The organism is Pseudomonas cremoris, assembly GCF_014230465.1.
This window is the reverse complement of record NZ_JAAXCY010000005.1, coordinates 213,433-237,620: the sequence shown is the minus strand read 5'-3', so window position 1 is coordinate 237,620 and position 24,188 is coordinate 213,433. Positions and strand designations below refer to the sequence as shown.

The following is a 24,188-nucleotide window of genomic DNA, read 5'->3' as shown; positions in this document are numbered from 1 at the left end:
CATGGATATCAAGTGTTCCGTATTTATCGCAGCCAGCGTTGACGGTTTCATTGCACGACCAGACGGCGACATCGAATGGCTTCACCGCCCGGAATACGAAACTGCAGCCTTGAACGGCGTGACGTATGAAAGCTTCATCGCCACCGTCGACACGTTGGTCATGGGGCGCAAGACCCTGGAGAAAGTCCTGTCGTTTCCAGAGTGGCCGTATGAAGGTTTGCCCGTCATAGCGTTGTCTCACCAACCGCTGGAGATTCCCGCGCATTTGCAAGGCAAGGTGGAAGTACGGGCGACGGATGTCAGCGCGCTGGTCGAGCAGTTGGCCGGGCGCGGCATGAAACATCTGTATATCGACGGCGGGCAGACGGTGCAGTCGTTTCTTGAAGCGGGGTTGATCAACGAGTTGATCATCACGCGTATTCCGGTGTTGCTGGGCGAAGGAACTTCGTTGTTCAGCCAGGTGGGCAGCGAGCATGAACTTCGCCATCTCGGCACCTACGCGTCGGACAATGGTTTTGTGCAGAGCCGCTATGCCATTGCGAAGGCAGTGACTTCATGATTGGCATTCCCCTCGCACTGGTGGCCGGCATGGGCCGCCACAACCGCTCCATCGGCAAAGCCGGCGGGCTATTGCGCAACGTCCCCGATGACATGCGCCGTTTCGCTGCCAAGACCATCGGCAAACCGGTGATCATGGGGCGCAAGACCTTTGAGTCGGTGATTGCGCTTAGCGGGCGACCGCTTGTGGATCGGCCCAATATCGTGCTGTCGCGCAATCCTGCGTATCGGCATGAGCACGCGATTGTCTGCCGGTCGTTAGCCTCGGCCCTGGCGTGTGCTGCAGCCTTTGCACCCGAAGAGATTCATATCGGCGGCGGGCCGGAGCTTTATGACCAGGTGATAGGCCAGGTGGACAGGCTGTACCTCACCCTCTTCAATGATGATCATGAAGGTGAGGCCAAATTCCCCAGCTTTGAGAACGAGTTCACCGAGGTCCGCCGCCATGGCGTCAGGGAACACCAAGGCCTTGAATATGAGTGGGTGGATTACGTGCGCCGCGCGGTAGAAAAGGCGAATCCACATAACTGTTGATAGCTGCGCGCCCTGCGTACTTCCACCTGCAAACCTCGAACATTCCTACATCCAACTCGCACTATAAAAAGCGAAGCGTCCGATATTTCCTATTTCATTTTTTCCGTATGTTCGGGGCAGACAACTCAGAGTGTTTACCCCATGGCATACCACGGCTACATGTCCATCAAAGGACAATCCCAAGGCCTGATTTCGGCGGGCTGTTCGACCCAGGACTCTATCGGCAATAAGTGCCAAGAGGGTCATAAAGACGAAATCATGGTGATGTCCTATAACCACAACATGCTCAATACGGGCAACGTCAGGGCATCCACCCACGGTCCGGTGGTCATCACAAAAAACATTGATAAATCATCGCCCTTATTGGCCGTGGCTTTATCGAACAGAGAAGAACTGGACTGCGTAATTAACTTTTATCGCACGTCACCGTCGGGTCAGCGCGAGAAGTACTACACCGTCGATATCAGGGGCTGCATCATCGCCAACCTGACGGTCGAGGTGCCGCACGCTGTCCTGTTAACCGATGTAGAAGCGCAGGAGCACCTGGCCCTTCGTTATCGAGAGATCATCTGGACCCATCATCTCGCGGGCACCAGTGGTTATGGCTCATGGGAAGCCGGGCGATGACATCGAAAAGCAAAAACCAGGCCCCAACGTTTCAAGGCTTATGGGAAGTCAGCCAAGCTGCGGGAAAACTGACAAGCCAAGCGTGCACCATCAGCGCGCGCCATCTGCAGGATGGTATGACACGGTCAATATTCAATCGGGAAGTTGCGTATTACGCGCGCAGTATCGTTCGCGATGTGGAGCAGGGAAAAAGGACAGTTGCACAGGGGCTCGTGGCGATAAAAGCCGAGCAGCAAAGCCTGCTGGATCAGTCACTGGAGATTGGCCGTAAAGGCATTGGAGTTGTAGCAGGTGCATTGCAAATGGCCACAGGTGCTGGAATTTGCTACGCCTCCGTTGGCACGCTCTGCCTTATTGCCGGGGTGCCGCTGATGGCGCATGGCGCAAACAACGTATACGAGGGTGCGCGTAACCTGATGACGGGGCAATCAGATGCTTCCGGCCCTGTTCGCAACGCCTACCAGGCAGCAGCATCCGCCATGGGCCATGGTGAGCGAGAAGCGAACATAGCCTATGGTGCAGTGGATATTGGGTTATCCGTCTACAGTGCCGCGAGGCACGTGCTGAAGCCTGATGCTTGGCGCCTATTTAGATACATCCCAACTGATTACATTCGAGCGTATAGAACGATGACTCCAACTACGATGAGCGTCGAAGCTTACACAGATTTTCAAACGATAAAACAAATGTATAAAGAGGAGAAAAATTGATACTTTGGTTCGTCTGGGTTTTTCCGTTATTCGCCACATGGGGAGTCCTTTGCGCATACACACTCAAAATACGTTTTTCTGGGACCCAATACTTTTTCGCAAAGTTCTCACTCTGCCTAGCATTCAATGGTTTTTTTGCGATCACATACTTAGGCATGATCGAACAACATCAATTCCTTTTACTCGGGCACCAGCCAGATCTTATTTCCAACTACCCATTCATTGGATGGATTGCTTTTTTCTGTATTCCTATTCACGCAGGAGCATTACCTGTCAGATGGGAAATCAGATGGTGGTTTTGATGAAGAAGCTATAAATCAAGATGATTTAAAGCACACTAATTCACAAACAAAAAACGCCCCAAACCAGTCGGGGCGTTTTTTATTCAGCGTGTACCGATCAAGCCTGATCAGCCAACCGCCACGTCGTCCCACCCTTGCCGTCTTCCAACACCACGCCCATAGCGGTGAGTTGGTCGCGGAGTCGGTCGGATTCCGCCCAGTCCTTGTTGGTACGTGCAGCCAAACGCGCCTGGATCAGCGCATCCACTTCTGCCGCATCCACACGCCCTGCGTACCTCCAGCTGCAAACCTCGAACATTCCTACATCCAACTCGCACTATAAAAGGCGAAGCGTCCGATATTTCCTATTTCATTTTTTCCGTATGTTCGGGGCAGACAACTCAGAGTGTTTACCCCATGGCATACCACGGCTACATGTCCATCAAAGGACAATCCCAAGGCCTGATTTCGGCGGGCTGTTCGACCCAGGACTCTATCGGCAATAAGTGCCAAGAAGGTCATAAAGACGAAATCATGGTGATGTCCTATAACCACAACATGCTCAATACGGGCAACGTCAGGGCATCCACCCACGGTCCGGTGGTCATCACAAAAAACATTGATAAATCATCGCCCTTATTGGCCGTGGCTTTATCGAACAGAGAAGAACTGGACTGCGTGATTAACTTTTATCGCACGTCGCAGTCGGGTCAGCGCGAGAAGTACTACACCGTCGATATCAGGGGCTGCATCATCGCCAACCTGACGGTCGAGGTGCCGCACGCTGTCCTGTTAACCGATGTAGAAGCGCAGGAGCACCTGGCCCTTCGTTATCGAGAGATCATCTGGACCCATCATCTCGCGGGCACCAGTGGTTATGGCTCATGGGAAGCCGGGCGATGACATCGAAAAGCAAAAACCAGGCCCCAACGTTTCAAGACTTATGGGAAGTCAGCCAAGCTGCGGGAAAACTGACAAGCCAAGCGTGCACCATCAGCGCGCGCCATCTGCAGGATGGTATTACACGGTCAATATTCAATCGGGAAGTTGCGTATTACGCGCGCAGTATCGTTCGCGATGTGGAGCAGGGGAAAAAGACGGTTGCAGAGGGGCTGATTGAGATAAAGAACGAGCAACGTAGTCTGCTGAATCAGTCAATGGAAATCGGGCAAAAAGGAATAGGCGTTGTCGCTGGCGCACTTCAAATGGCCACGGGGGCTGGAATTTGCTACGCCTCCGTTGGCACGCTCTGCCTTATTGCCGGGGTGCCGCTGATGGCGCATGGCGCAAATAACGTATATGAGGGTGGGCTTAATCTGATGACAGGGCAATCGGATACTTCCGGCCCTGTTCGTAACGCTTACCAGGCAGCAGCATCGGCCCTGGGTCACGGTGAGCAAGAAGCGAACATAGCCTATGGTGCCGTGGATATTGGACTGTCGGCCTTTAGCGTTGCGAGGCGTGTACTAAAGCCAGACGCTTGGCGTTTGTTCAGATACATCGATACAGACCGTATTCGAGCCTATAAAAGCATGCATCCCATTTCATTGACGACTGAGGCGGCTGTAGACACCCTGACACTCCGACAAATACACCAAGAGTTGAAGAAATGATTATATGGGCCTTTCCGGCATTTTCAATTCTGGGCCTGCTATTTGCTTATATCACAAAAGTAATCCTTTCCAGCAAAAACCTCGGATACACTAAGTTCTACATAGGTTTTGCAATAAATATATTTTTCATGGTCACACTCTTGGAGGCTGTTAAATTTGATAACTACATCTATTTTGGAAGTTGCCCTGAACTCATTGATACCTACCCGTCAATCGGTTGGTTCGCGCTCGTATGTTTCTTCCTGCACACACTGGCGCTTCCGGTAAAGAATGATTTGAATTGGTGGTGGAAACGCTAAGGGGGCATCGCTATTTTGCAAAAAAAACGCCCCGAACCAGTCGGGGCGTTTTTCATTCAGCGCTTACCGATCAAGCCTGATCAGCCAACCGCCACGTCGTCCCACCCTTGCCGTCTTCCAACACCACGCCCATAGCGGTGAGTTGGTCGCGGAGTCGGTCGGATTCCGCCCAGTCCTTGTTGGTACGTGCAGCCAAACGCGCCTGGATCAGCGCATCCACTTCTGCCGCATCCACACGCCCTTCAGCGCCAGCCTGCAGGAAGTCATCGGCTTCCATCTGCAACACGCCCAGCACGCTGGCCAGTTCTTTCAGGCGCGCCGCAAGGCCTGCCGCTGCATCGAGATCGCTCTCGCGCAGGCGGTTGATCTCGCGCACCATTTCGAACAGCACGGCGCAAGCTTCGGGGGTGCCGAAGTCGTCGTTCATCACCTGGGTGAAGCGCTCAACGAACGCTTCGCCACCGGCTGGGGCGACAACGGGCAAGCCTTTCAACGCATGGTAGAACCGCTCCAGGGCGCCTTTGGCGTCCTTGAGGTTATCTTCCGAGTAGTTGATCGCGCTGCGGTAGTGGCTCGACACCAGCAGGTAACGCACAACCTCTGGATGGTACTTTTCCAGCACGTCGCGAATGGTGAAGAAGTTGTTCAAGGACTTGGACATCTTCTCGCCATTGATGCGGATCATGCCGCAGTGCATCCAGGCGTTTGCGTAGGTCTTGCCGGTGGCGGCTTCGCTTTGGGCGATTTCGTTTTCGTGGTGCGGGAACTCAAGGTCGCTGCCGCCGCCATGAATGTCGAAGGTCTCGCCCAGGCAGCAGGTGGACATCACCGAGCATTCGATGTGCCAGCCCGGACGGCCCGCGCCCCATGGCGACTCCCAGCTCGGCTCGCCCGGCTTGGTGGCCTTCCACAGCACGAAGTCCAGCGGGTCTTGCTTGGCTTCGTCCACTTCGATCCGTGCGCCAATGCGCAGGTCTTCGATTTTCTTGCGCGACAGCTTGCCGTAGCCCATGAACTTGGCGACGCGGTAGTACACGTCGCCATTACCTGGGGCGTAGGCGTAACCCTTGTCGATCAGGGTCTGGATCATGGCGTGCATGCCCGGGATGTGGTCCGTGGCACGCGGTTCCATGTCCGGCTTGAGGATGTTGAGGCGTGCCTCGTCCTCGTGCATGGCGGCGATCATGCGCTCGGTCAGCGCGTCGAACGACTCGCCGTTTTCGTTGGCGCGGTTGATGATCTTGTCGTCGATGTCGGTGATGTTGCGCACGTACGTCAAGTCATAGCCGCTGAAACGCAACCAGCGGGTCACCAGGTCGAAGGCAACCATGCTGCGGCCGTGGCCGATGTGGCAGTAGTCGTACACGGTCATGCCGCACACGTACATGCGCACCTTGTTGCCATCGAGCGGCTTGAAGACTTCTTTGGTCTTGCTGAGTGTGTTGTAGATCGTTAGCACGATGAACCCTTCTGACTAATCACTGGCCCCACGAATCACGCAAGGTCACGGTACGGTTGAATACCGGAGCACCAGGTTTCGAGTCCTTGATATCCGCGCAGAAGTAACCTTCGCGCTCGAACTGGAAACGGTCTTCCGGCTGTGCGTCGCCCAACGAGGGTTCGGCACGACAACCAGTGAGAACTTGCAGGGAGTCAGGGTTGATGTTGTCGAGGAAGCTCGCGCTGTCTTCGGCCTTCTCAGGGTTCGGCGAGCGGAACAGGCGATCGTACAAACGCACTTCGCATTCGATGCTGGCCGCGGCCGGCACCCAGTGAATCACGCCTTTGACCTTGCGGCCTTCCGGGTTCTTGCCCAGGGTTTCCGGGTCGTAGGAGCAACGCAGTTCGACGATGTTGCCATCGGCGTCCTTGATCGCTTCGTCGGCGCGGATCACGTAGCTGCCGCGCAGGCGCACTTCGCCGGCCGGTTCCAGGCGCTTGTAGCCTTTTGGCGGCTCTTCCATGAAGTCATCGCGGTCGATGTAGATTTCACGGCTGAACGGCAGCTTGCGCACGCCGAGCTCTTCTTTCTGCGGATGACGCGGCAGTTCGAGGTGGTCGACCTTGTCTTCCGGGTAGTTGGTGATGACGACTTTCAGCGGACGCAGCACGCACATGGCGCGTGGAGCGCTGTGGTCGAGGTCGTTGCGGATGCTGAATTCGAGCATGCCGAAATCCACCACGCCGTCAGAACGGTTGGTGCCGACCATGTCGCAGAAGTTGCGGATCGATGCAGGCGTGTAGCCACGGCGACGGAAGCCCGACAGCGTGGACATGCGCGGGTCGTCCCAGCCATTCACGTGCTTTTCATCGACCAGCTGCTTGAGCTTGCGCTTGCTGGTGATGGTGTAGTTCAGGTTCAGACGGCTGAATTCGTACTGACGCGGCTGAGCCGGCACTGGCAGGTGCTCCAGGAACCATTCGTACAGCGGGCGATGGCTTTCGAACTCCAAGGTGCAAATGGAGTGCGTGATGCCTTCGATGGCGTCCGACTGACCGTGGGTGAAGTCGTAGTTCGGGTAGATGCACCACTTGTCACCGGTCTGGTGGTGATGGGCGTGGCGGATGCGGTACATGATCGGGTCGCGCAGGTTCATGTTCGGCGAGGCCATGTCGATCTTGGCGCGCAGCACGCGAGCACCGTCCGGGAACTCACCGGCACGCATGCGGGCAAACCAGTCCAGGTTCTCTTCTACCGAACGGTCGCGGAACGGGCTGTTCTTGCCAGGCTCGGTCAGGCTGCCGCGGTATTCCTTGGCTTGTTCCGGGCTCAGGTCGTCGACGTAGGCCTTGCCGGCCTTGATCAGCTCGACAGCCCAGTCGTGCAACTGGTCGAAGTATTGCGAGGCATAGCGCACTTCACCGGACCATTCGAAGCCCAGCCACTTCACGTCGCTTTCGATGGCGTCGATGTATTCCTGGTCTTCCTTGGCCGGGTTGGTGTCGTCGAAACGCAGGTGCGTGACGCCACCGAACTCCTGGGCCAGGCCGAAGTTCACACAGATCGACTTGGCGTGACCGATGTGCAGGTAGCCGTTAGGCTCTGGCGGGAAGCGGGTGACGATCTGCGTGTGCTTGCCCGAATCCAGGTCCGCCTGGATGATCGGGCGCAGGAAATTGACCGGGACGGCAGGTCCGGCCTTGGAATTCGAGGTAGGGTCGACAGTGGGCTTGCTCATAGGATCCTTGAACAGACAGGTTCGTGGCCGGTTGGGGCCAGATAAAACAAAGCGCTCATAATAGCCGAAGCGGTCAAGACACTGACAGGTCGCGACCAAAAACTGCTGCTTTAATTACTGCTTTAATGACGAACGCGATAAAAAACCACCTCGAAATTCCTGCTGGGCACGCTAAACTGCGCGCCTTGGCCCAAGTTTCGCCAAACCGGTAAGGCGCTGCCTGCGTCCACACCCACGAATTCCTTGAAAGAGAAACGACCATGACTCAAGTCAAACTGACCACCAACCACGGTGACATCGTCATCGAGCTGAACGCCGAGAAAGCGCCGATCACCGTCGCCAACTTCATCGAGTACGTGAACGCCGGCCACTACGAAAACACCGTTTTCCACCGTGTCATCGGCAACTTCATGGTCCAGGGCGGCGGTTTTGAGCCAGGCATGAAAGAAAAGAAAGACAAGCGCCCAAGCATCCAGAACGAAGCGGACAACGGCCTTTCCAACGACAAGTACACCGTCGCCATGGCCCGTACCATGGAGCCGCATTCGGCCTCCGCGCAGTTCTTCATCAACGTCGCCGACAACGCCTTCCTGAACCACAGCGGCAAGAACGTGCAGGGTTGGGGCTACGCGGTATTCGGTAAAGTCACCGAAGGCCAGGACGTCGTCGACAAGATCAAAGGCGTTCAAACCACCGGTAAAGCCGGCCACCAGGACGTTCCGGTAGAAGACGTTATCGTCGAGAAAGCCGAGATCGTTGGGTGATATTGCTGATTTCAGACTTGCATCTGGAAGAGGAGCGCCCGGACATCACCCGGGCGTTTCTGGATCTGCTCCACGGCCGCGCCCGTGGCGCCCAGGCGTTGTACATTCTGGGGGACTTTTTTGAAGCCTGGATTGGCGACGATGGGATGACACCCTTTCAACGTTCGATTTGCGCAGCCCTGCGCGAACTGAGCGACAGCGGCACCCCGATTTTCATCATGCATGGCAACCGCGATTTCCTGATCGGCAAGGCGTTCTGCAAAGCAGCCGGCGCTACCTTGCTCAAGGACCCGAGTGTCGTGCAGTTGGCAGGTGAACCCGTGCTGTTGATGCACGGCGACAGCCTCTGCACCCGCGACGTTGGCTATATGAAGCTGCGGCGCATCCTGCGTAACCCGATTGTGCTGTTTATCCTGCGACACCTTCCGCTCAGCACCCGTCATAAACTGGCGCGCAAGCTGCGCAGCGAGAGCCGTGCGCAAACGCGCATGAAGGCCAACGACATCGTTGATGTGACACCCGAGGAAGTGCCGCGGGTGATGCAACAGTTTGGCGTGCGCACCCTGGTCCACGGCCATACCCACCGCCCCGCCATTCATAAGCTGCAGATTGGCGACCAGGCGGCCAAGCGCATTGTGCTGGGGGATTGGGACAAGCAAGGGTGGGCGTTGCAGGTGGATGAGCAAGGGTTTGCGTTGGCGGCGTTTGATTTTGTGAACCCGCAGCTGGCATTGCCTGGCGCATAACCCCTGACAACACAGTTCAAATGTGGGAGCGGGCTTGCTCGCGAAAGCGTTGTGTCAGTCAACTCATGTATCAACTGAAACACCGCCTTCGCGAGCAAGCCCGCTCCCACAGGTTTGATCGCGTACATCCCGAAATCAGTGGCCAGAAGCCGCAGGCCCCGCCTTCGCCGTAAACGGTGGCTTCGCCAACCACACCAGCAACATCAACCCCATGAACATCCACCCCAGCAACGTGAAGTAATCCACGGTGGACATCATGTACGCCTGGCTGGTGAGAATCTGGTCCAGTTGCGCGTAGGCCTTGTGCCCTGCCCCACCCAGCGCCTGCAACGCATCGCGAGTGGCCGAGTCGTAGGTGGTCATGTTCTCGCTCATGTACGCATGGTGCTGGTCAGCCCGGCGAATCCAGATCCAGGTGGTCAAGGACGCCGCGAAGCTGCCGCCCAAGGTCCGCAGAAACGTCGCCAAACCAGCGCCGTCGGCAATCTGGTGCGGCGGCAGGTCGGACATCAGGATGGTCAAGGTGGGCATGAAGAACAGCGCCACGCCAATACCCATGAACAGCTGCACCAGGGCGATGTGCTGGAAGTCCACCTCATTGGTGAAGCCCGCCCGCATAAAGCAGCTTAGGCCAATCGCCAGGAACGCCAGGCCCGCCAGCAAGCGCAGGTCGAACTTGTGCGCATATTTGCCCACGAACGGCGACATCAGTACCGGCAAGATACCGATCGGCGCCACGGCCAGCCCGGCCCAGGTGGCGGTGTAACCCATCTGGGTTTGCAGCCACTGCGGCAAGATCAGGTTGATGCCGAAGAAGCCCGCATACCCCAGGATCAACACGATGGTGCCGATGCGGAAGTTGCGATAAGCAAACAACCGCAGGTTGACCACCGGGTGCTTGTCAGTGAGCTCCCAAATGATGAACACCGCCAGGGCAATCACCGAAATTGCCGCACCAATGATGATGAAGTTGGATTCGAACCAGTCCAGGTCATTGCCCTTGTCGAGGATGATCTGCAAGGCACCTACCCCGACGATCAGGCTGAGCAGACCGACGTAGTCCATCGGCTGATAGCTAGTTTCCACTGGACGTTTCTTCAACTGCGAACGCACCACCATCACCGCAAAGATGCCGATGGGTACGTTGATAAAGAAGATCCACGGCCAGCTGTAGCTGTCGGTGATCCAACCGCCGAGGATGGGGCCCGCAATCGGCGCGACCACCGTGACCATCGCCAATAACGCCAGGGCCATGCCACGCCTGGCGGGCGGGTAGACCGCGATCAGCAAGGTCTGGGTCATCGGGTACAACGGCCCTGCTACCAAGCCTTGCAGCACCCGAAAGCCGATCAGCTCGGGCATGGACGTGGAAATACCGCACAGGAACGAGGCCAGAACGAACAGGATGGTCGCCCACAGGAACAGCTTCACCTCGCCGAACCGGCGGCTCAGCCAACCGGTCAGCGGCAAGGCGATAGCGTTACTCACCGCAAACGAGGTGATCACCCAGGTGCCCTGCTCCGAACTCACGCCGAGGTTGCCGGAAATGGTCGGCAACGCCACGTTGGCGATGGTGGTGTCGAGCACCTGCATAAAGGTCGCCAGCGACAGGCCAATAGTGGCCATCAACAGGCTGGGTGGCGTGAAGGAGGCGTTATTGCTCATTAGCGTTGCACAGCCTTGGGTGCGGCGAGGCTGTTGTCATGGATCAACTGGGTGATCATGGCGTCGGCTTCGGCCAATTGGCGGTCATACACGTTGGTGGTGAACGAGGCTTTTTGCGGCGCTTGTTGCGCCAGCACCGGGCCGCTCTGGTCGTGCAGGTCGACGTTGACCACGGTGGACAGGCCTACCCGCAGTGGGTGCTTGGCCAGTTCGTCGGCGTTGACGTGGATGCGCACCGGTACCCGTTGCACGATCTTGATCCAGTTACCGGTGGCGTTCTGCGCGGGCAGCAAGGCGAACGCGCTGCCGGTTCCGGCGCCAAGGCTGTCGATGGTGCCGCTGAACTTGACGTCACTGCCGTAGATATCCGACTCGATGTCGACTGGCTGGCCGATGCGCATATTGCGCAGTTGGGTTTCCTTGAAGTTGGCGTCAATCCACAGCTGGTCCAGCGGGATCACGGCCATCAAGGCCGTGCCTGGCTGTACGCGCTGGCCCAATTGCACGGTGCGTTTGGCCACATAGCCGGTGACCGGTGCGATCAAGGTGCTGCGCGCATTGGTCAGGTAGGCCTGGCGCAGTTGAGCGGCGGCGGCTTGTACGTCCGGGTGAGACGAGATCACGGTGTCATCCACCAGCGCGCTGCTGGTCTTGAACTGCTGCTGCACGTTGGCCAGGGCGTTTTGCGCCGAGGTCAGGTCGTCACGGGCGTGGGACAGTTCTTCCTGGGAAATCGCGCCGCCGGCGGCGAGATTCTTACGACGGTTGTAGTTGTCCTGGGCCTTTTGCACATTGGCTTGTTGCGCCAGTACCTGGGCTTTCATGCCATCGACGTTGCTGTACAAACCACGCACCTGGCGCACGGTGCGGGCCAGGTTGGCCTGGGCACTTTGCAGGCCGACGGCCGCATCGTTCGGGTCGAAGTTGACCAGCACCTGGCCTTCGTGGACCAGGTCGCCATCGTCGGCGCCGATGCTCACCACAGTACCGGTGACCAGCGGGGTGATTTCCACCACGTTGCCATTCACGTAGGCGTCGTCGGTGCTTTCGCTGAAGCGCCCGTAGAGCTCATACCAGCCCCATACGCCCACGACGCCGAGGATGACGATCAGCGCCAGGCCAATCAGCATGACCTTGCGCTTGCGTGGGTTGGTGTCTTTTTCTGTTGCGGCGTTGCTGTCGGCAGTGGCCATGACTAATACCTCAAATTATTCCGTACGCGTTGCTGGGGTGGCCGCTGCCACATTTGCGGCGTTGAACCCGCCACCCAGGGCTTGCATCAATTGAATCGACAGATCGATCTGCGCGGCATTCAAGGTCGCCAGCTGACGCTGGGCCTGCAGCAATTGCTGCTCGATGCTGAGCACATCCAGGTAATTACCGATGCCGGAGCTGTAGCGCTGCACGCCGGTGTCGTAGGACTGCTGGGCAATGTCGGCAGCATGTTGCTGGGCCTGGATCTGCCGGCCGGTGTCGCGCAACTGAGCAAGGGTGTTGCCAATATCGCCCAGGGCTTGCACCAGGGTTTTGTTGTACTGGGCCACGGCCAGGTCGTAGTCGGCGTCGCGCGCATCGAGGTCAGCACGCAGGCGACCGCCGTCGAAGATCGGCAGCGAAAGGGTCGGCGCAATACTGAAGAAGCGGCTGGCCGAACCGAACATCGCATCCCCCAGCAACGACTCCGCCCCAGCGCTCGCGCTCAGGTTGAGGTTGGGGTAGAAGCGGGTCTTGCTCGCGGCCACGTTTTTGCTCGCGGCCTCGACACGCCAACGGGCGGCGATCAGGTCAGGGCGGCGACCCAGCAGTTCGGCAGGCAACACCGAAGGCACGGCTACGGCGCTAGGCTTGAGCACGTTGGGGCGGGTCAACTCGCTGCCACGGTCCGGGCCTTTGCCGAGCAACACGACCAGGGCGATCTTGGCACTCGACAGTTGTTTTTCCGCGTCGATCAATTGCGACTGGGAGCTGGCTTCCAGGCTTTCGGTCTGTTGGTACTGGTATTGGCTGTCGATGCCCGAGCTCAAGCGACGCTTGCCCAGGTCGAGCATCTGGCGGGTGCGCTTGAGGTCATCGCTCGCCAGGTCACGCACGATATGCGCCTGGCCCAGGTCGCTGTAGGCCTTGGCCACGTTGGCGGCCAGGGTCAGGCGTGCGGCCTGTTGGTCGACTTCGGCGGCGCGGGCCTGGCCCAGCGCGGCTTCCCAGGCAGCGCGCTGGCCACCCCACAGGTCGAAGTTGTAATTGAAGCTGGCGCCGATGTTACGCACGGTGGCGTAGGCATCGCCCTGCCCCAGCGGGTCTTGGTCCTTGGCCAGGCGCGAACGGCTGACACCGGCGCTGGCGTCCAGGGTTGGCATGCGCGCGGCGTCGGCAGCAAAGGCCGCAGCTTGCGCCTGGTGGGCACGGGCGCTGGCCACTTGCATGTCGGGGCTGTTCTGCAGGGCTTCCTGGATCAGGCCGTCAAGTTGTGGGTCGCCGAGGCTTTTCCACCAGTCGGCGGTGGGCCAGGCAGCCTGCGACAAGGTTACGCCGCTCAACGACTTGCCGGTTTGCAGGGTATTGGCATCGAGGCGCTGGCCCTGGGTGTCGAGACCACTGAAATTGGCGCAACCGGCCATGCTCATGGCCACCAACACGAGGCTAAGTGCGCGTGTGTTCATCATTTACCTACCCGCAACAGCGTGATCGAGTCACCTGCGGCTATCAGAATTTTCTTGAGAATCCGTTCCAGGGCTTCCAGCTCGCCGGGTTCCAGGGAGCCCGCCAATTGGTTCAAGGCGTCGGTGCCGACGTGGGGCAAGGTGTCCGCAAGTTTCTGGCCTTCGGCCGTCAATACGAGCTGAACCTGGCGACGGTCCTGGGCGGTGCGTTGGCGCTCAAGCAGGCCCTTTTGCTCCAGGCGATCGAGCATGCGCGTCATCGAGCCGCTGTCCAGCGACAGGTGGCGACACAGCTCGGCCGGAGTGTCGATGCCGTAGAGCGCCATGATCACCAACACCTTGAACTGCGCGGCGGTGATGCCGTACGGCTCCATGTGGGTGTCGATGATGCGGTCTTTGAGCAATGCGGCGCGGCCCAGCAACAGGCCGAGGTGGCAGTTGTGGAAGTTGTCGGGGGTGAAGTGTTTCATTGGGAAGTCACCTTATTACTGCCTAGGCAGTGAAAGTATGACCAGATGTTACTGCTTAGGCAGCGAATGTCAAATGGAATAATTAGCTTGCTTTGTATTTTTTGAGCTTTAGAGGTGGAATGCGAGCAAGCCCGCTCCCACACAAGCCCTTCCAACATTTTGAACGGAGGCGGGCGTTAGAAGTCGCGTTTGTAGAAGATATCCAGCGAGCTGGCCACACCACTTGCCACTTCCAGATACACCTTCTTGCTCAACAAATACCGCAACGCGATCGTGCTGGCCGGCTCGAACACGCCCACCCCATAACGCAGGCTGAGCTTCTCGGTGATCTTGCCGCTGGCCACCACCGCCGTGGAGGTGCCGCTGCCTTGGGTGTCGAGTTCAAAGTCCTGGATGCCCAGGTTCTTGGCCAGGTCCGAGGTGACCCCGGCGCTGCCCATCAGGCCCAGGCCCAATGCGGCTTGGGCGAGCATGTTGTTGTCTTCACCGGTGCTGCTCAACGGACGGCCCAGCACCAAGTAGGACAGCGCCTGCTCCTGGCTCATGGCCGGCTCGGAGAAGATCTGCGTGGTGGGCTGTTCAGCGCTGCCGCTCAGGCGGATACCGGCGACGATGTCGTCGGTCTTGCGGATGGCTTCAATGTCGAGGTACGGCTGGTCGAGCGGACCGGCGAACAGCAACCGCGCACGCCGCACATCGAGCTTCTGGCCGTAGGCGCGGTAGCGGCCATCGTTGAGCCAGAGTTCGCCTCGGGTGTCGAGGTTGTCGCCAATATGCACATGGCCCTGGACCTTGGCGGTAAGGCCAAAGCCCGAGAAGTTGAGCTGGTCTTCACCCGCTGCCACGTCGATATCCATGGCCATGGCCATCGGCGGCTTACCCTCCTCGGTCTGGCTGCCGACGATCACGGTGTCATCCGACACCTTGACGGTGGACGGTGGCAACTCGCGCACGGTGATATCGCCGCGCGGGATCTGCACCTTGCCAGCGATGGCCAGCTTGTCATTCTTCATGCTGATTTTCAGGTCGGGCGCCACTTCCAGCACGGCGTAGGGCTCCACCGTGACCGGCAACTGCGAGCCTTGCAGACTGAGGTCCACCACCAACGCTTGGCCCCAATCGATCTGCCCCTTGAGGCTGCCCTGCCCGGCCTTGCCACTGCGCCACGCGCCATTGAGCTGCACGCTCTCGCCGGCGATCAGCGCCTGCACATTCAGACCTTCCAGGCTGATGGGCAGCTCGGGGCCAGAAACCTCACCGCCGATCAGGTTCACATTACCGTTGACCTGAGGCGCCAACAGGCCACCCGAGATGCGGCCGCTACCGTTGAGCTTGCCGTTGAGTTTTTCCACCATCGGCACAAATGGCCGCGCCACCGCGAGGTCCAGGCCAGTGAGGCTGAAATTGCCGGTGATGGGTTTGTTCTTGGGCAGCGGGTTAATCTGCGCCTGCACCATCAGCTCGCCGAGCTTGCCGCCACGGAAATTCAACTGGGTGTCGATACGCTTGGGGTTGAGAGTGGTTTCCAGCTTCAGGGTGTCGTACGGAAAGTCCAGCCAGTGGTCCTTGTCCTTGACTCGCAGGGTGCCACCGCTGGCGTCTACCGACACCACGCCTTTGGGGCCGCTGGCGGGCAGGTCGAGTTGCACGTCGGCGTTGAGCTTGCCCTGCCACGCAAAGTCCTTGGGCAAGAACGCCGCCAGGCTGTCGATGGGGAATTGCTTGAGGTGGTAACGCAGCTTGGGCTCGGGCATCAGGCGCTGGTCTTCACCGCACAGGCTCGCCGCGCCGGACACCCAGCAATGCGCGGCGAAGGTCAGCTTGCCGTCGGCCAGGCGCTCGATCTTCGCTGGGGCTTGCAGCTTCCAGTCCTGGCCACCGGCCTGCACATCGCCACTGGCCAGGCGCCCGCGCCAATTGCCCTTGTCGAGGTTGCCGTCCAACGCCAGGGCCAACTTGACCAGCGGTCCGGCCAGGTCCAACTGCACCTTCTGGCTCTTGATATCGCCTTGGGCGCTGGCGGTGAGCGTGCCGACCTGAGTGTCGCCGGATTGAATGCCGCTGCCCTTGAGGTCGATCTTCGCGCGCTGGGCGTTATCGAGGGTCGCGTCGAGGGTGAGGTTTTGCAGGCGGTTGTCGGCGAAAGCCAGTTGCTGGCCCTTGAGATCAAGTTTGCCCTGCGGTGCCTTGAGGCTGCCCGCAACGTCGAGACGGCCATTGATCTGCCCGCGCAATTGCGGCCACAGCTGGGCCAGGCGCGCCAACTTGATATCAATCTGCCCGGCCAGGCGTTGTTGCAGGCTACCGCTGCCGTTGATGCGGTTGTCACCCAGACGAATATCCAGGTTGGCCAGGGTCCACTGCTCACCCGTGCCTTCGGCCTTGGCCGCCAGCACGGCGGTTTGCCCGCGCAGGCGACCCTTGAGGTCGAGGTCGGCGTTCAGCTTGAGTTGCTCATTCTTGAACTCGCCCTTGCTGCGCAGCGGCCCGGCCAAGGTGCCAGGCAACTCGGCGACCCAATAGGCCGGGTTTAGCGCCGACAGATCCAACGCCGTATCCCAGGCGATGCCATCGGCGAACTGGACGTTCAGGTGGCCTTCGGCCTTGCCCTGGCCTGCCGTAAGTTTCAGCTCGGGCAGGAAGATTTGCTTGAGGTCGCCACTGAAAGGCGTGACCACATTGAACTTGCCCGCCGGGCCGTCGAGGTCGGCCTTGAGGTTGCCCAGGTAGTTGCCGTCTTTATAGGAAATCTCACCATTAAAGGTACGCAACGCTACTTGGGGTTCGTCGATCAGCGGATAGAGGCGATGCCAAGGGAAATCCAGCCAGTCGATCTTGGCGTCGGCGCTGAAACCTTGCTGCCAGTCCAATTGGGCGGTGAGTTTGAGGCTTTGTTTATCGCCTGCCGTCAGGTCCAAGCCGGCAATCTGCGCGCCCTTGGCGTCGACCTTGCCTTGCAGCAGCAGGTCCACCGGGCCCTTTTGCGCAGGTAGCACGGCTTTGCCCAGCAGTTGATAGCCACGGCTCAGGTCGCCTTTGGCGGTGAGGTCCAGTTGATTGAGTTGCAGGGTGTCGGGCAGATCGGCGCTGGGTTTGAAGCCATCGGCGGTGATATGCACCTGGGCTGGCAGGTTCTCCACCAGCGGTTGCAGCTCGCCCGTGAGCTTGGCGGGCAGGTAGCCGCTGCTGTCGGCGTCGAGCTTGAGGGTCTTGAGCAGGTCACCATCGACCTTGAGGGCGACCTTCCACAGTGCGCCATCCGGCGCGTACGGCAGGCTCAGGTTACCGGTGGCGGTCAACGGCCAATCGCCGACAGGTTGCAGCAACCCGGCCAGGTCCAAGACAAGGCCATCGCGTTGCAGGTGCACCGATTCGATCTGCATGCCAGCAGCGGTCCAATGCGCCGCCAATTGCAGGCCCTTGAGTTCTTCGCTGCCGTTATACAGCAGGCTACCCACGCGAACGTCGCCCAACTGGATGGCAACCGGCAGCTTCAGCTCGGGCAATTGGATCGGCCCGCTGCTTTCTTCGGTACTGGGAGGAAATTGCAGACTGACCTGCTCTACATCCAACTGATTGATGCACAAGGTCATGCGCAACAGGCACGCCGGCGACCAATCAAATGTCGGCGTGGTGACCTCGACACGGCTGCCATCCTGCTGCCACAGCAGGTGATCGGCGCTCCACTGCCCACCCAAGTGGCCCTGGAAGTTCTCGACGGTCAAACCCGGCACGCGGCCCAAGGCCCAACGGCTGCCGGCCTGGGTACCGAGTACCGTCCACAGCGCCAGCAACACCAACGCGAGGATGGCCAACACGGCCAGCCCCGCTATTTTCAAACCACGCATCACAGCTCAGGCCCCATGGAAAAGTGCAAACGAATGCCGCCCGGATCTTCGAGGGCATGGGCCAGGTCAAGGCGAATCGGGCCAACCGGCGAAACCCAGCGGATACCGACGCCGACGCCGGTTTTCAAACTGGGCATTTCCAGGGTGTTGAAGGAGTTGCCCTGGTCGATGAAGGTCGCGATCCGCCATTTTTCGGCAATGGAATATTGATACTCGGCGCTCATGGCCACCATGTAGCGGCCACCGATGCGGTCGCCCCGATCGTTCTCGGGTGACAGGGTCTGATACTCGTAGCCGCGCACGCTCTGGTCGCCACCGGCAAAGAAGCGCAGCGACGGCGGCACCGACTTGTAGCCATTGGTGGCGCTGCCGCCGAACTGCGCACGCGCGAGGAAGCGGTGGTTATCCCACAGGGTGGTCAGGCCCTTGATCATGGCCGTGCCATAAAGCAGGTTGGTGTCGGAGCCCAGCCCTTCCTTGGCTACCTTGGTGTCGAATTGCAGGCGATAGCCATTGTGCGGGTCGATGCGGTTGTCACTGCGCAGGTAGGAATAGCTGACGCCCGGCATGACCAGATTGCTGAGGCCCGAGTCATTGCCCAGGCGATATTCTTCGCGCTGGTATTTGAGCGAGATCACCCGGGTCCAGCCGCTGGGCAACTTGCTGTGCCATTCAGGGCCGAGGGTGAGCAATTTACTCACGGTGTCGGTGTTGGCGATTTCTTCGTTCTGGTAACCACCGGCAAAACGCAGCTTGTCGGTGAGCGGTGGGTCCAGCGGAATGTCGTACCACAAGCCGACGTTCTGGCGCGGCGCCGACAACTCGGCCTCCCAGCCATAGCTGTGGCCCTGGGGATTGACCCAGTGCCGGGTCCAGTTGGCCTTGCCGCGCGGGCCGACGTCGGTGGAGTAACCGAGGCCCAGGCCCATGGTGCGCGGCTTGCGGGTTTCCAGTTGCACCGCCACCGGGATCACATCGTTGGTCGAAGCGGCTGGCGCTGCGTCCACGCGCACGCCTTCGAAGAAGCCACTGCCTTGCAGGTTCTGATTGAGTTCGGCGATCAGTTCGGAGTCGTAAGGGGTGCCACTTTTGAACGGCACCATGCGTTGCAGCAGCTCGTCATCAAAGGGTGTATCGCCCTTGAAGTTGACCTTGCCCAAGGTATAGCGCGGGCCACTGTCGTAGATCAGTTCGATATCGGCCACACCGGCCTGCGGATCCACCGAGAGCTTCTGACGGGTAAAGCGCCCGCTGAAAAAACCGTAGCGCGAGGCCTGGTTCTGGATCAGACGCTTGGCGTCTTCATAATGGCCGTGGTTGAGCACGGCACCGGATTTGAGGTCGTCGCTGGCGGGCACGCGAAACGCCCTGAGGTTCGCGGCCTCGCCGTCGACCCGAATGGTCACGTTGCGCAAATGCACCGGTTCGCCGGGGTCGATGGTGAGAACAAGGCGCGGGTTCTTGCCGCCCTTCACATCACTTTCGATCTGTGGCTGATAGAAGCCCAGAGCCTGGGCGGCTTTGCGCGCCTGCTCCTCGGCGCCGCGGCTGAACCGCAGCAACGCCTCTTCATCACGATCGCCCACCCCGCCGATGTAGCCTTCGATGTTGGCTTTCAACGCGTCGTTTGAGGGCTTGATCCGCACGTCCAGTTCGCTTTGCGCCAACGCGCCGCAGCTTGTGAACAGCAGAATCAAGCCGCTGGTGTATCTTCCTGGAAACTTCATAGGCGGGGATGCTACACGAGCAAGGGAGATTCTTTGAACCTGGATTTATCTGAATAATTCTGGATCAAGGCGTTGCAGCATGTAACGGCTGAGGGTTGGGATGGAAAAACACATGCTCCAGGATAGGTCCTACGGCGACCTCGCCGATTTCCTCGTAGCCCTGGCGTTTGTAGAACTCCAAGTAGCGAGAATTCCCCGTATCCAGCACCACACCGGACGAATGCGGGTCTTCCGCGCACCAGTTGTGCACCGCTTCCAGCAACTGTTCACCGTAGTGTTTGCCCTGAAACTGCGGGTGAATGCCCAACAATGGCAGCACGTGCACCGACTCGCTGGGCAGGCATGCCAGCACCGCATGGTGGTAGTCCAGGTAGCGTCGGGTACCGCGTACGCCGGTGCTTAGCCACATGCGCAGTTGCCAGGCCCAACTCTCGGTAATGCCCAGGCGCCGTTGCGGCGGCGCGATCAGCGCAATGCCGATCAACCGGTCGTTGACGAACAAGCCGATGGCGGGAAGTTTCTGAAAGAAATGTTGCTTGACCAGTTCACGCACCGTGGCACGCACCCGTTGTTCGTAGCCTGGGCGCTCGGCTTCGAAGATGTAGGCGAAGGTCGGCTCATGCCGATAGGCCTGGTACAACAGGGAACGGGCTTCGCGGGAATAGCCGCTGTTGAGCAGGCGAATTTCAGCGGGTGCAGTTGAAGTGTCCGGCATACAGTCAATCTCCCTGGGCGCTGCTCAAAAGGCAGCGTTCTTATGGGTACGAACCTACACAGCACGAGTCGTTCCCAGACATTAGCAGTGCAACTGTCCTACCGCCACGCTGGCCCACATCCGACTTGTCGGCTAGCATCGCCCTTTTGCCAAGACTGGACTGCCGACCATGAAAATCGTCTCCTTCAATATCAACGGGCTGCGCGCGCGCCCTCATCAGCTGGCGGCACTGATCGAGAAGCACCAACCGGATGTGATCGGCCTGCAAGAAACCAAGGTCCACGATGACCAGTTCCCGCTCGCCGAAGTACAAGCCCTGGGCTATCACGTGTACTACCACGGCCAGAAAGGCCACTACGGCGTAGCGCTGCTCTCACGCAAAGAAGCCCTGAGCGTGCACAAAGGGTTTGCCACCGACGAAGAAGACGCCCAGCGCCGGTTTATCTGGGGCACCTTCGCCGATGAAAACGGCAACCCGATCACCATCATGAACGGCTACTTCCCCCAGGGCGAAAGCCGCGACCACCCGACCAAGTTCCCGGCCAAGCAGCGTTTCTACGAGGACCTGCAGCAACTGCTGGAAAGCCAGTTCAGCAACGAGCAGCCGTTGGTGGTGATGGGTGACATCAACATCTCCCCGGAAGACATCGACATTGGCATCGGTGCCGACAACGCCAAGCGCTGGCTCAAGACCGGCAAGTGCAGCTTCCTGCCGGAAGAGCGCGAGTGGATGGCCCGCCTGAAAAACTGGGGCCTGGTGGACAGCTTTCGCCACCTCAACCCGGACGTGGCCGACCGTTTCAGCTGGTTTGACTACCGCAGCCGTGGGTTTGAGGATGAACCCAAGCGTGGGCTGCGCATTGATGTGATCCTGGCGTCTAATGGCTTGCTGCCACGAGTGAAGGATGCCGGAGTGGATTACGAGCTGCGCGGGCTGGAAAAGCCGTCGGACCATGCGCCGATCTGGCTAGAACTGAGCTGACAACCTTTTTGATCAGCAGTGTGCCAGTCACACTGCTGAAATCTTACTGACTTATTCTCGCGGCACTCCCTTTGGCTTAAGAAGGTGCCGGCATGAGGCTGCGCGTTCTGTTCCTGCTGGTCCTGTTCCCCCTGTCCGCTGTTGCTGCCCCCCTACCCGCTCCCGATCAAGGCCCCGCGTTGCGCATCCAGGGTTCCAACACCATTGGCGCCGCCCTCGGCCCTGCGTTGGTCAAAGGCTTGATGGAACATCAGGGGCTGCAGGTGGTGCACAGTGAACCCGGTGCGGGCGCCAATGAACAGCGCGTGCTCGGCAAGACTCGCCAGGGCAAGACGGTGACGATCGAAGTCGCGGCCCACGGTTCCAGCACCGGATTCAGCGCGCTGAAAAAGTCCGCTGCCGATCTGGCGGCAGCCTCCCGACCGATCAAGGACAGCGAGCTGGTCGACCTCGAACCCCTGGGCGACCTGAAAAGCCCCGACGCCGAGCAAGTCATCGCTATCGACGGCCTGGCGATCATCCTCAACCCGCAAAACCCGCTGAATACCCTGAACACCGAACAACTGGCGCAGATCTTCAATGGCGAGGTCAGCACCTGGGAAGCATTGGGTGGTGTCGGCGGGAGCATTCATTTATATGCTCGGGATGATCAGTCCGGCACCTACGACACCTTCAAGGAGCTGGTGCTGAGCCGGCGCGGTAAGCCCTTGGCGGTTGCGGCCAAGCGATTCGAGTCCAGCGAGCAGTTGTCCGACGCAGTGAGCCATGACCCACAGGGCATCGGCTTTATCGGCCTGCCCTATGTGCGCCAGGCCAAAGCGGTGGCGATTGTCGATGGTGATTCTCAACCGATGCTGCCTTTGAACAGCCTGATCGCCACCGAGGATTACCCGTTGTCACGGCGGCTGTTTTTCTACCTGCCGCCTTCGGGCCACAACCCGTGGGCCAAGGCGCTGGTTGACTTCACCCAGAGCAGCAAAGGCCAGGCGATTGTCGCGGCCAACGGGTTTATCGCGCAGCAGGTGCAGGCGATGGCTGTAGAGCCGCGCCCGTCGATGCCGGAGGGTTATCAAGCCATCGCACGGGATGCCCAGCGCCTGACCGTGAACTTCCGTTTTGAAGAGGGCAGCGCGAGCCTGGACAACAAGGCGCGCCAGGATTTGCAGCGGGTAGTGGCGTATCTGAAGAAGCACGGAAAGCTCGACAAACAGGTGACACTGGTGGGGTTCGGTGACGCCAAGAATGACCCGCAGCGCGCAGCGTTGCTGTCGAAGTTGCGAGGGATGGCGGTGCGCCGGGAGCTGGTGAAGAACGGCGTGGTGCTAAGGGATATCCAAGGGTTTGGCGCGCAGATGCCGGTGGCGGCGAATACGGCGGATGAGGGGCGGATCAAGAATCGGCGGGTGGAGGTTTGGGTGTACTGAACCCTGGGGTGATCGTTCCCACGCGGAGCGTGGGAACGATCACCCCATTTGGTCTTACTGACCGCTACGCATCAGCTCACGCGGCACATACTTGCCAATTTCGAACTTGCCAATCGCCGCCCGGTGCACTTCATCCGGGCCGTCGGCCAGGCGCAGGGTGCGTTGCATGGCGTACATGTAGGCCAGAGGGAAATCGTTGGAAACCCCGGCACCGCCGTGAATCTGGATCGCACGGTCGATCACCTTCAATGCCACGTTCGGCGCGACGACCTTGATCTGGGCGATTTCGCTTTTCGCCACTTTGTTGCCCACGGTGTCCATCATGTACGCCGCTTTCAAGGTCAGCAGGCGCGCCATGTCGATTTCCATGCGCGAGTCGGCGATCTTGTCGATATTGCCGCCCAGACGGGCCAGCGGCTTGCCGAACGCGGTGCGGCTGACAGAGCGTTTGCACATCAGCTCCAGTGCGCGCTCGGCCATGCCGATAGAGCGCATGCAGTGGTGGATGCGGCCTGGACCTAGGCGACCTTGGGCGATTTCGAAGCCACGGCCTTCGCCGAGCAGGACGTTTTCGTACGGCACCCGCACGTTGTCGAACAGTACCTCGGCATGGCCGTGGGGCGCGTCGTCGTAGCCGAATACCGGCAGCGGGCGCACGATTTTCACGCCGGGGGCGTCCACCGGCACCAGGATCATCGAGTGCTGCTGGTGGCGCGGCGCATCGGGGTTGCTCAAGCCCATGAAGATCAGGATCTTGCAGCGCGGGTCGCAGGCACCGGAGGTCCACCATTTCTTGCCGTTGATCACCCACTCATCACCCTGGCGCTCAGCGCGGGCGGCCATGTTGGTAGCGTCTGAGGAGGCCACGTCCGGCTCGGTCATGGCGAAGGCCGAGCGGATCTCGCCGCGCAGCAGAGGCTCTAGCCAGCGTTGTTTCTGCTCTTCGTTGGCGTAGCGCACCAACACTTCCATGTTGCCGGTGTCAGGTGCGGAGCAGTTGAACGGCTCCGGGCCCAGCAGCGAGCGGCCCATGATTTCGGCCAACGGCGCGTATTCGAGGTTGGTCAGGCCGGCACCCAGCTCGGATTCCGGCAGGAACAGGTTCCACAGGCCTTCGGCCTTCGCCTTCGCTTTCAACTCTTCCATGATCGCAGTGGGCTGCCAGCGGTCGCCTTCGCTGACCTGGCGCTCGAACACCGGCTCGGCCGGGTAAACGTAAGTGTCCATAAACGCGGTGACGCGTTCACGCAGTTCCTGAACCTTGGGCGAATAGGCGAAATCCATGAGCAGCTCCCTTCTGTGAGAGGTTGTTTAGGTCATGGGGTCGATGCTAGTAGAGCTACGAAAATTTACCTAACCTATTCTCGGCGTGTATTAACATTCATC

20 protein-coding genes and 1 pseudogene are annotated in these 24,188 nt (G+C 59.5%); 10 read left to right on the top strand and 11 right to left on the bottom strand.

The genetic code is table 11. The annotated features are described in order from the left end of the window. Position 1 precedes the first annotated feature (1 nt). The 4 genes from HF257_RS14160 to HF257_RS14145 all read left to right on the top strand — a co-directional run bounded on the left by HF257_RS14160 (position 2) and on the right by HF257_RS14145 (position 2,429). Positions 2-559, top strand: coding sequence for a dihydrofolate reductase family protein (locus HF257_RS14160; RefSeq protein WP_185706515.1), 558 nt, complete (start codon positions 2-4; stop codon positions 557-559). Further along, entirely contained in the window at positions 556-1,092 is a 537-nt protein-coding gene (locus HF257_RS14155) for a dihydrofolate reductase (RefSeq protein WP_185706513.1), read from the top strand. The genes HF257_RS14160 and HF257_RS14155 overlap by 4 nt, the downstream gene beginning before the upstream one ends. A gap of 141 nt (positions 1,093-1,233) precedes the next feature. Beyond that, the gene (locus HF257_RS14150; protein ID WP_185706511.1) at positions 1,234-1,719 is read left to right on the top strand and encodes an Hcp family type VI secretion system effector; all 486 of its coding nucleotides are present in this window, start codon (positions 1,234-1,236) and stop codon (positions 1,717-1,719) included. Further along, complete coding sequence (locus HF257_RS14145) at positions 1,716-2,429, top strand: DUF4225 domain-containing protein (RefSeq protein WP_185706509.1); 714 nt, start codon at positions 1,716-1,718, stop codon at positions 2,427-2,429. The genes HF257_RS14150 and HF257_RS14145 overlap by 4 nt, the downstream gene beginning before the upstream one ends. Positions 2,430-2,828: 399 nt before the next feature. On the opposite strand, the pseudogene HF257_RS14140 reads toward HF257_RS14145, so the two are convergent. Continuing rightward, a pseudogene (locus tag HF257_RS14140) lies at positions 2,829-2,999 on the bottom strand (CysS/YqeB C-terminal domain-containing protein); the annotation flags it as partial. Between the two features lie 128 nt (positions 3,000-3,127). Between HF257_RS14140 and HF257_RS14135 the strand changes: the two are divergent. After that, the gene (locus tag HF257_RS14135) at positions 3,128-3,613 is read left to right on the top strand and encodes an Hcp family type VI secretion system effector (RefSeq protein ID WP_185706507.1); all 486 of its coding nucleotides are present in this window, start codon (positions 3,128-3,130) and stop codon (positions 3,611-3,613) included. Continuing rightward, complete coding sequence (locus HF257_RS14130) at positions 3,610-4,323, top strand: DUF4225 domain-containing protein (RefSeq protein ID WP_185706505.1); 714 nt, start codon at positions 3,610-3,612, stop codon at positions 4,321-4,323. Before HF257_RS14135 ends, HF257_RS14130 begins: the two co-directional genes overlap by 4 nt. A gap of 369 nt (positions 4,324-4,692) precedes the next feature. On the opposite strand, the gene cysS is transcribed toward HF257_RS14130, so the two are convergent. Next, on the bottom strand, positions 4,693-6,081 hold the full coding sequence (gene cysS, locus HF257_RS14125; RefSeq protein ID WP_185706503.1) for a cysteine--tRNA ligase: 1,389 nt from the start codon (positions 6,079-6,081) through the stop codon (positions 4,693-4,695). A gap of 19 nt (positions 6,082-6,100) precedes the next feature. After that, positions 6,101-7,801, bottom strand: a complete 1,701-nt coding sequence (locus HF257_RS14120) for a glutamine--tRNA ligase/YqeY domain fusion protein (protein WP_185706501.1) — start codon at positions 7,799-7,801, stop codon at positions 6,101-6,103. Between the two features lie 260 nt (positions 7,802-8,061). Here HF257_RS14120 and HF257_RS14115 point away from each other — a divergent pair, with 260 nt between their 5' ends. After that, positions 8,062-8,565 carry a peptidylprolyl isomerase gene (locus HF257_RS14115; protein WP_016977438.1) on the top strand — a complete coding sequence of 168 codons (504 nt, stop codon included), beginning with the start codon at positions 8,062-8,064 and terminating at the stop codon, positions 8,563-8,565. Continuing rightward, the gene (lpxH, locus tag HF257_RS14110) at positions 8,562-9,311 is read left to right on the top strand and encodes a UDP-2,3-diacylglucosamine diphosphatase (RefSeq protein WP_185706499.1); all 750 of its coding nucleotides are present in this window, start codon (positions 8,562-8,564) and stop codon (positions 9,309-9,311) included. Before HF257_RS14115 ends, lpxH begins: the two co-directional genes overlap by 4 nt. Before the next feature lie 135 nt (positions 9,312-9,446). Here lpxH and HF257_RS14105 read toward each other — a convergent pair whose 3' ends face one another. The 7 genes from HF257_RS14105 to HF257_RS14075 form a co-directional block, all read right to left on the bottom strand. Then, positions 9,447-10,976, bottom strand: a complete 1,530-nt coding sequence (locus HF257_RS14105) for a DHA2 family efflux MFS transporter permease subunit (protein ID WP_185706497.1) — start codon at positions 10,974-10,976, stop codon at positions 9,447-9,449. Next, the gene (locus HF257_RS14100) at positions 10,976-12,169 is read right to left on the bottom strand and encodes an efflux RND transporter periplasmic adaptor subunit (protein ID WP_185706495.1); all 1,194 of its coding nucleotides are present in this window, start codon (positions 12,167-12,169) and stop codon (positions 10,976-10,978) included. Before HF257_RS14100 ends, HF257_RS14105 begins: the two co-directional genes overlap by 1 nt. Before the next feature lie 15 nt (positions 12,170-12,184). Next, on the bottom strand, positions 12,185-13,636 hold the full coding sequence (locus HF257_RS14095; protein WP_185707172.1) for an efflux transporter outer membrane subunit: 1,452 nt from the start codon (positions 13,634-13,636) through the stop codon (positions 12,185-12,187). Next, positions 13,636-14,106 carry a MarR family winged helix-turn-helix transcriptional regulator gene (locus HF257_RS14090; RefSeq protein WP_185706493.1) on the bottom strand — a complete coding sequence of 157 codons (471 nt, stop codon included), beginning with the start codon at positions 14,104-14,106 and terminating at the stop codon, positions 13,636-13,638. The genes HF257_RS14095 and HF257_RS14090 overlap by 1 nt, the downstream gene beginning before the upstream one ends. A 176-nt stretch (positions 14,107-14,282) precedes the next feature. Further along, positions 14,283-17,954 (bottom strand): translocation/assembly module TamB domain-containing protein, encoded by a 3,672-nt coding sequence (locus HF257_RS14085; RefSeq protein WP_185712091.1) that lies wholly within the window; start codon positions 17,952-17,954, stop codon positions 14,283-14,285. Continuing rightward, positions 17,954-19,681, bottom strand: a complete 1,728-nt coding sequence (locus tag HF257_RS14080) for an autotransporter assembly complex protein TamA (RefSeq protein ID WP_185706489.1) — start codon at positions 19,679-19,681, stop codon at positions 17,954-17,956. The genes HF257_RS14085 and HF257_RS14080 overlap by 1 nt, the downstream gene beginning before the upstream one ends. A gap of 64 nt (positions 19,682-19,745) precedes the next feature. After that, a complete protein-coding gene (locus tag HF257_RS14075; protein ID WP_185706487.1) occupies positions 19,746-20,396 on the bottom strand; it encodes a GNAT family N-acetyltransferase in 651 nt (216 codons plus the stop codon). A gap of 169 nt (positions 20,397-20,565) precedes the next feature. Here HF257_RS14075 and xthA point away from each other — a divergent pair, with 169 nt between their 5' ends. Together xthA and HF257_RS14065 are read left to right on the top strand one after the other, a co-directional pair. After that, positions 20,566-21,378 (top strand): exodeoxyribonuclease III, encoded by an 813-nt coding sequence (gene xthA, locus HF257_RS14070; RefSeq protein ID WP_185706485.1) that lies wholly within the window; start codon positions 20,566-20,568, stop codon positions 21,376-21,378. Between the two features lie 92 nt (positions 21,379-21,470). Then, positions 21,471-22,802, top strand: coding sequence for a substrate-binding domain-containing protein (locus HF257_RS14065; RefSeq protein ID WP_185706483.1), 1,332 nt, complete (start codon positions 21,471-21,473; stop codon positions 22,800-22,802). A gap of 54 nt (positions 22,803-22,856) precedes the next feature. On the opposite strand, the gene HF257_RS14060 is transcribed toward HF257_RS14065, so the two are convergent. Continuing rightward, complete coding sequence (locus HF257_RS14060; RefSeq protein ID WP_185706481.1) at positions 22,857-24,086, bottom strand: acyl-CoA dehydrogenase; 1,230 nt, start codon at positions 24,084-24,086, stop codon at positions 22,857-22,859. Between the last annotated feature and the right edge of the window lie 102 nt (positions 24,087-24,188).

Bases quoted from the DNA above. Each gene is read 5' to 3' on its own strand.
- xthA (WP_185706485.1), top strand. From the start codon at position 20,566: ATGAAAATCGTCTCCTTCAATATCAACGGGCTGCGCGCGCGCCCTCAT.
- HF257_RS14090 (WP_185706493.1), bottom strand. From the start codon at position 14,106: ATGAAACACTTCACCCCCGACAACTTCCACAACTGCCACCTCGGCCTG.
- HF257_RS14120 (WP_185706501.1), bottom strand. From the start codon at position 7,801: ATGAGCAAGCCCACTGTCGACCCTACCTCGAATTCCAAGGCCGGACCT.
- HF257_RS14060 (WP_185706481.1), bottom strand. From the start codon at position 24,086: ATGGATTTCGCCTATTCGCCCAAGGTTCAGGAACTGCGTGAACGCGTC.
- HF257_RS14105 (WP_185706497.1), bottom strand. From the start codon at position 10,976: ATGAGCAATAACGCCTCCTTCACGCCACCCAGCCTGTTGATGGCCACT.
- HF257_RS14080 (WP_185706489.1), bottom strand. From the start codon at position 19,681: ATGAAGTTTCCAGGAAGATACACCAGCGGCTTGATTCTGCTGTTCACA.
- HF257_RS14085 (WP_185712091.1), bottom strand. From the start codon at position 17,954: ATGCGTGGTTTGAAAATAGCGGGGCTGGCCGTGTTGGCCATCCTCGCG.
- HF257_RS14145 (WP_185706509.1), top strand. From the start codon at position 1,716: ATGACATCGAAAAGCAAAAACCAGGCCCCAACGTTTCAAGGCTTATGG.
- HF257_RS14115 (WP_016977438.1), top strand. From the start codon at position 8,062: ATGACTCAAGTCAAACTGACCACCAACCACGGTGACATCGTCATCGAG.
- HF257_RS14065 (WP_185706483.1), top strand. From the start codon at position 21,471: ATGAGGCTGCGCGTTCTGTTCCTGCTGGTCCTGTTCCCCCTGTCCGCT.
- HF257_RS14155 (WP_185706513.1), top strand. From the start codon at position 556: ATGATTGGCATTCCCCTCGCACTGGTGGCCGGCATGGGCCGCCACAAC.
- HF257_RS14130 (WP_185706505.1), top strand. From the start codon at position 3,610: ATGACATCGAAAAGCAAAAACCAGGCCCCAACGTTTCAAGACTTATGG.
- HF257_RS14075 (WP_185706487.1), bottom strand. From the start codon at position 20,396: ATGCCGGACACTTCAACTGCACCCGCTGAAATTCGCCTGCTCAACAGC.
- HF257_RS14160 (WP_185706515.1), top strand. From the start codon at position 2: ATGGATATCAAGTGTTCCGTATTTATCGCAGCCAGCGTTGACGGTTTC.
- HF257_RS14150 (WP_185706511.1), top strand. From the start codon at position 1,234: ATGGCATACCACGGCTACATGTCCATCAAAGGACAATCCCAAGGCCTG.
- HF257_RS14095 (WP_185707172.1), bottom strand. From the start codon at position 13,636: ATGAACACACGCGCACTTAGCCTCGTGTTGGTGGCCATGAGCATGGCC.
- HF257_RS14100 (WP_185706495.1), bottom strand. From the start codon at position 12,169: ATGGCCACTGCCGACAGCAACGCCGCAACAGAAAAAGACACCAACCCA.
- HF257_RS14135 (WP_185706507.1), top strand. From the start codon at position 3,128: ATGGCATACCACGGCTACATGTCCATCAAAGGACAATCCCAAGGCCTG.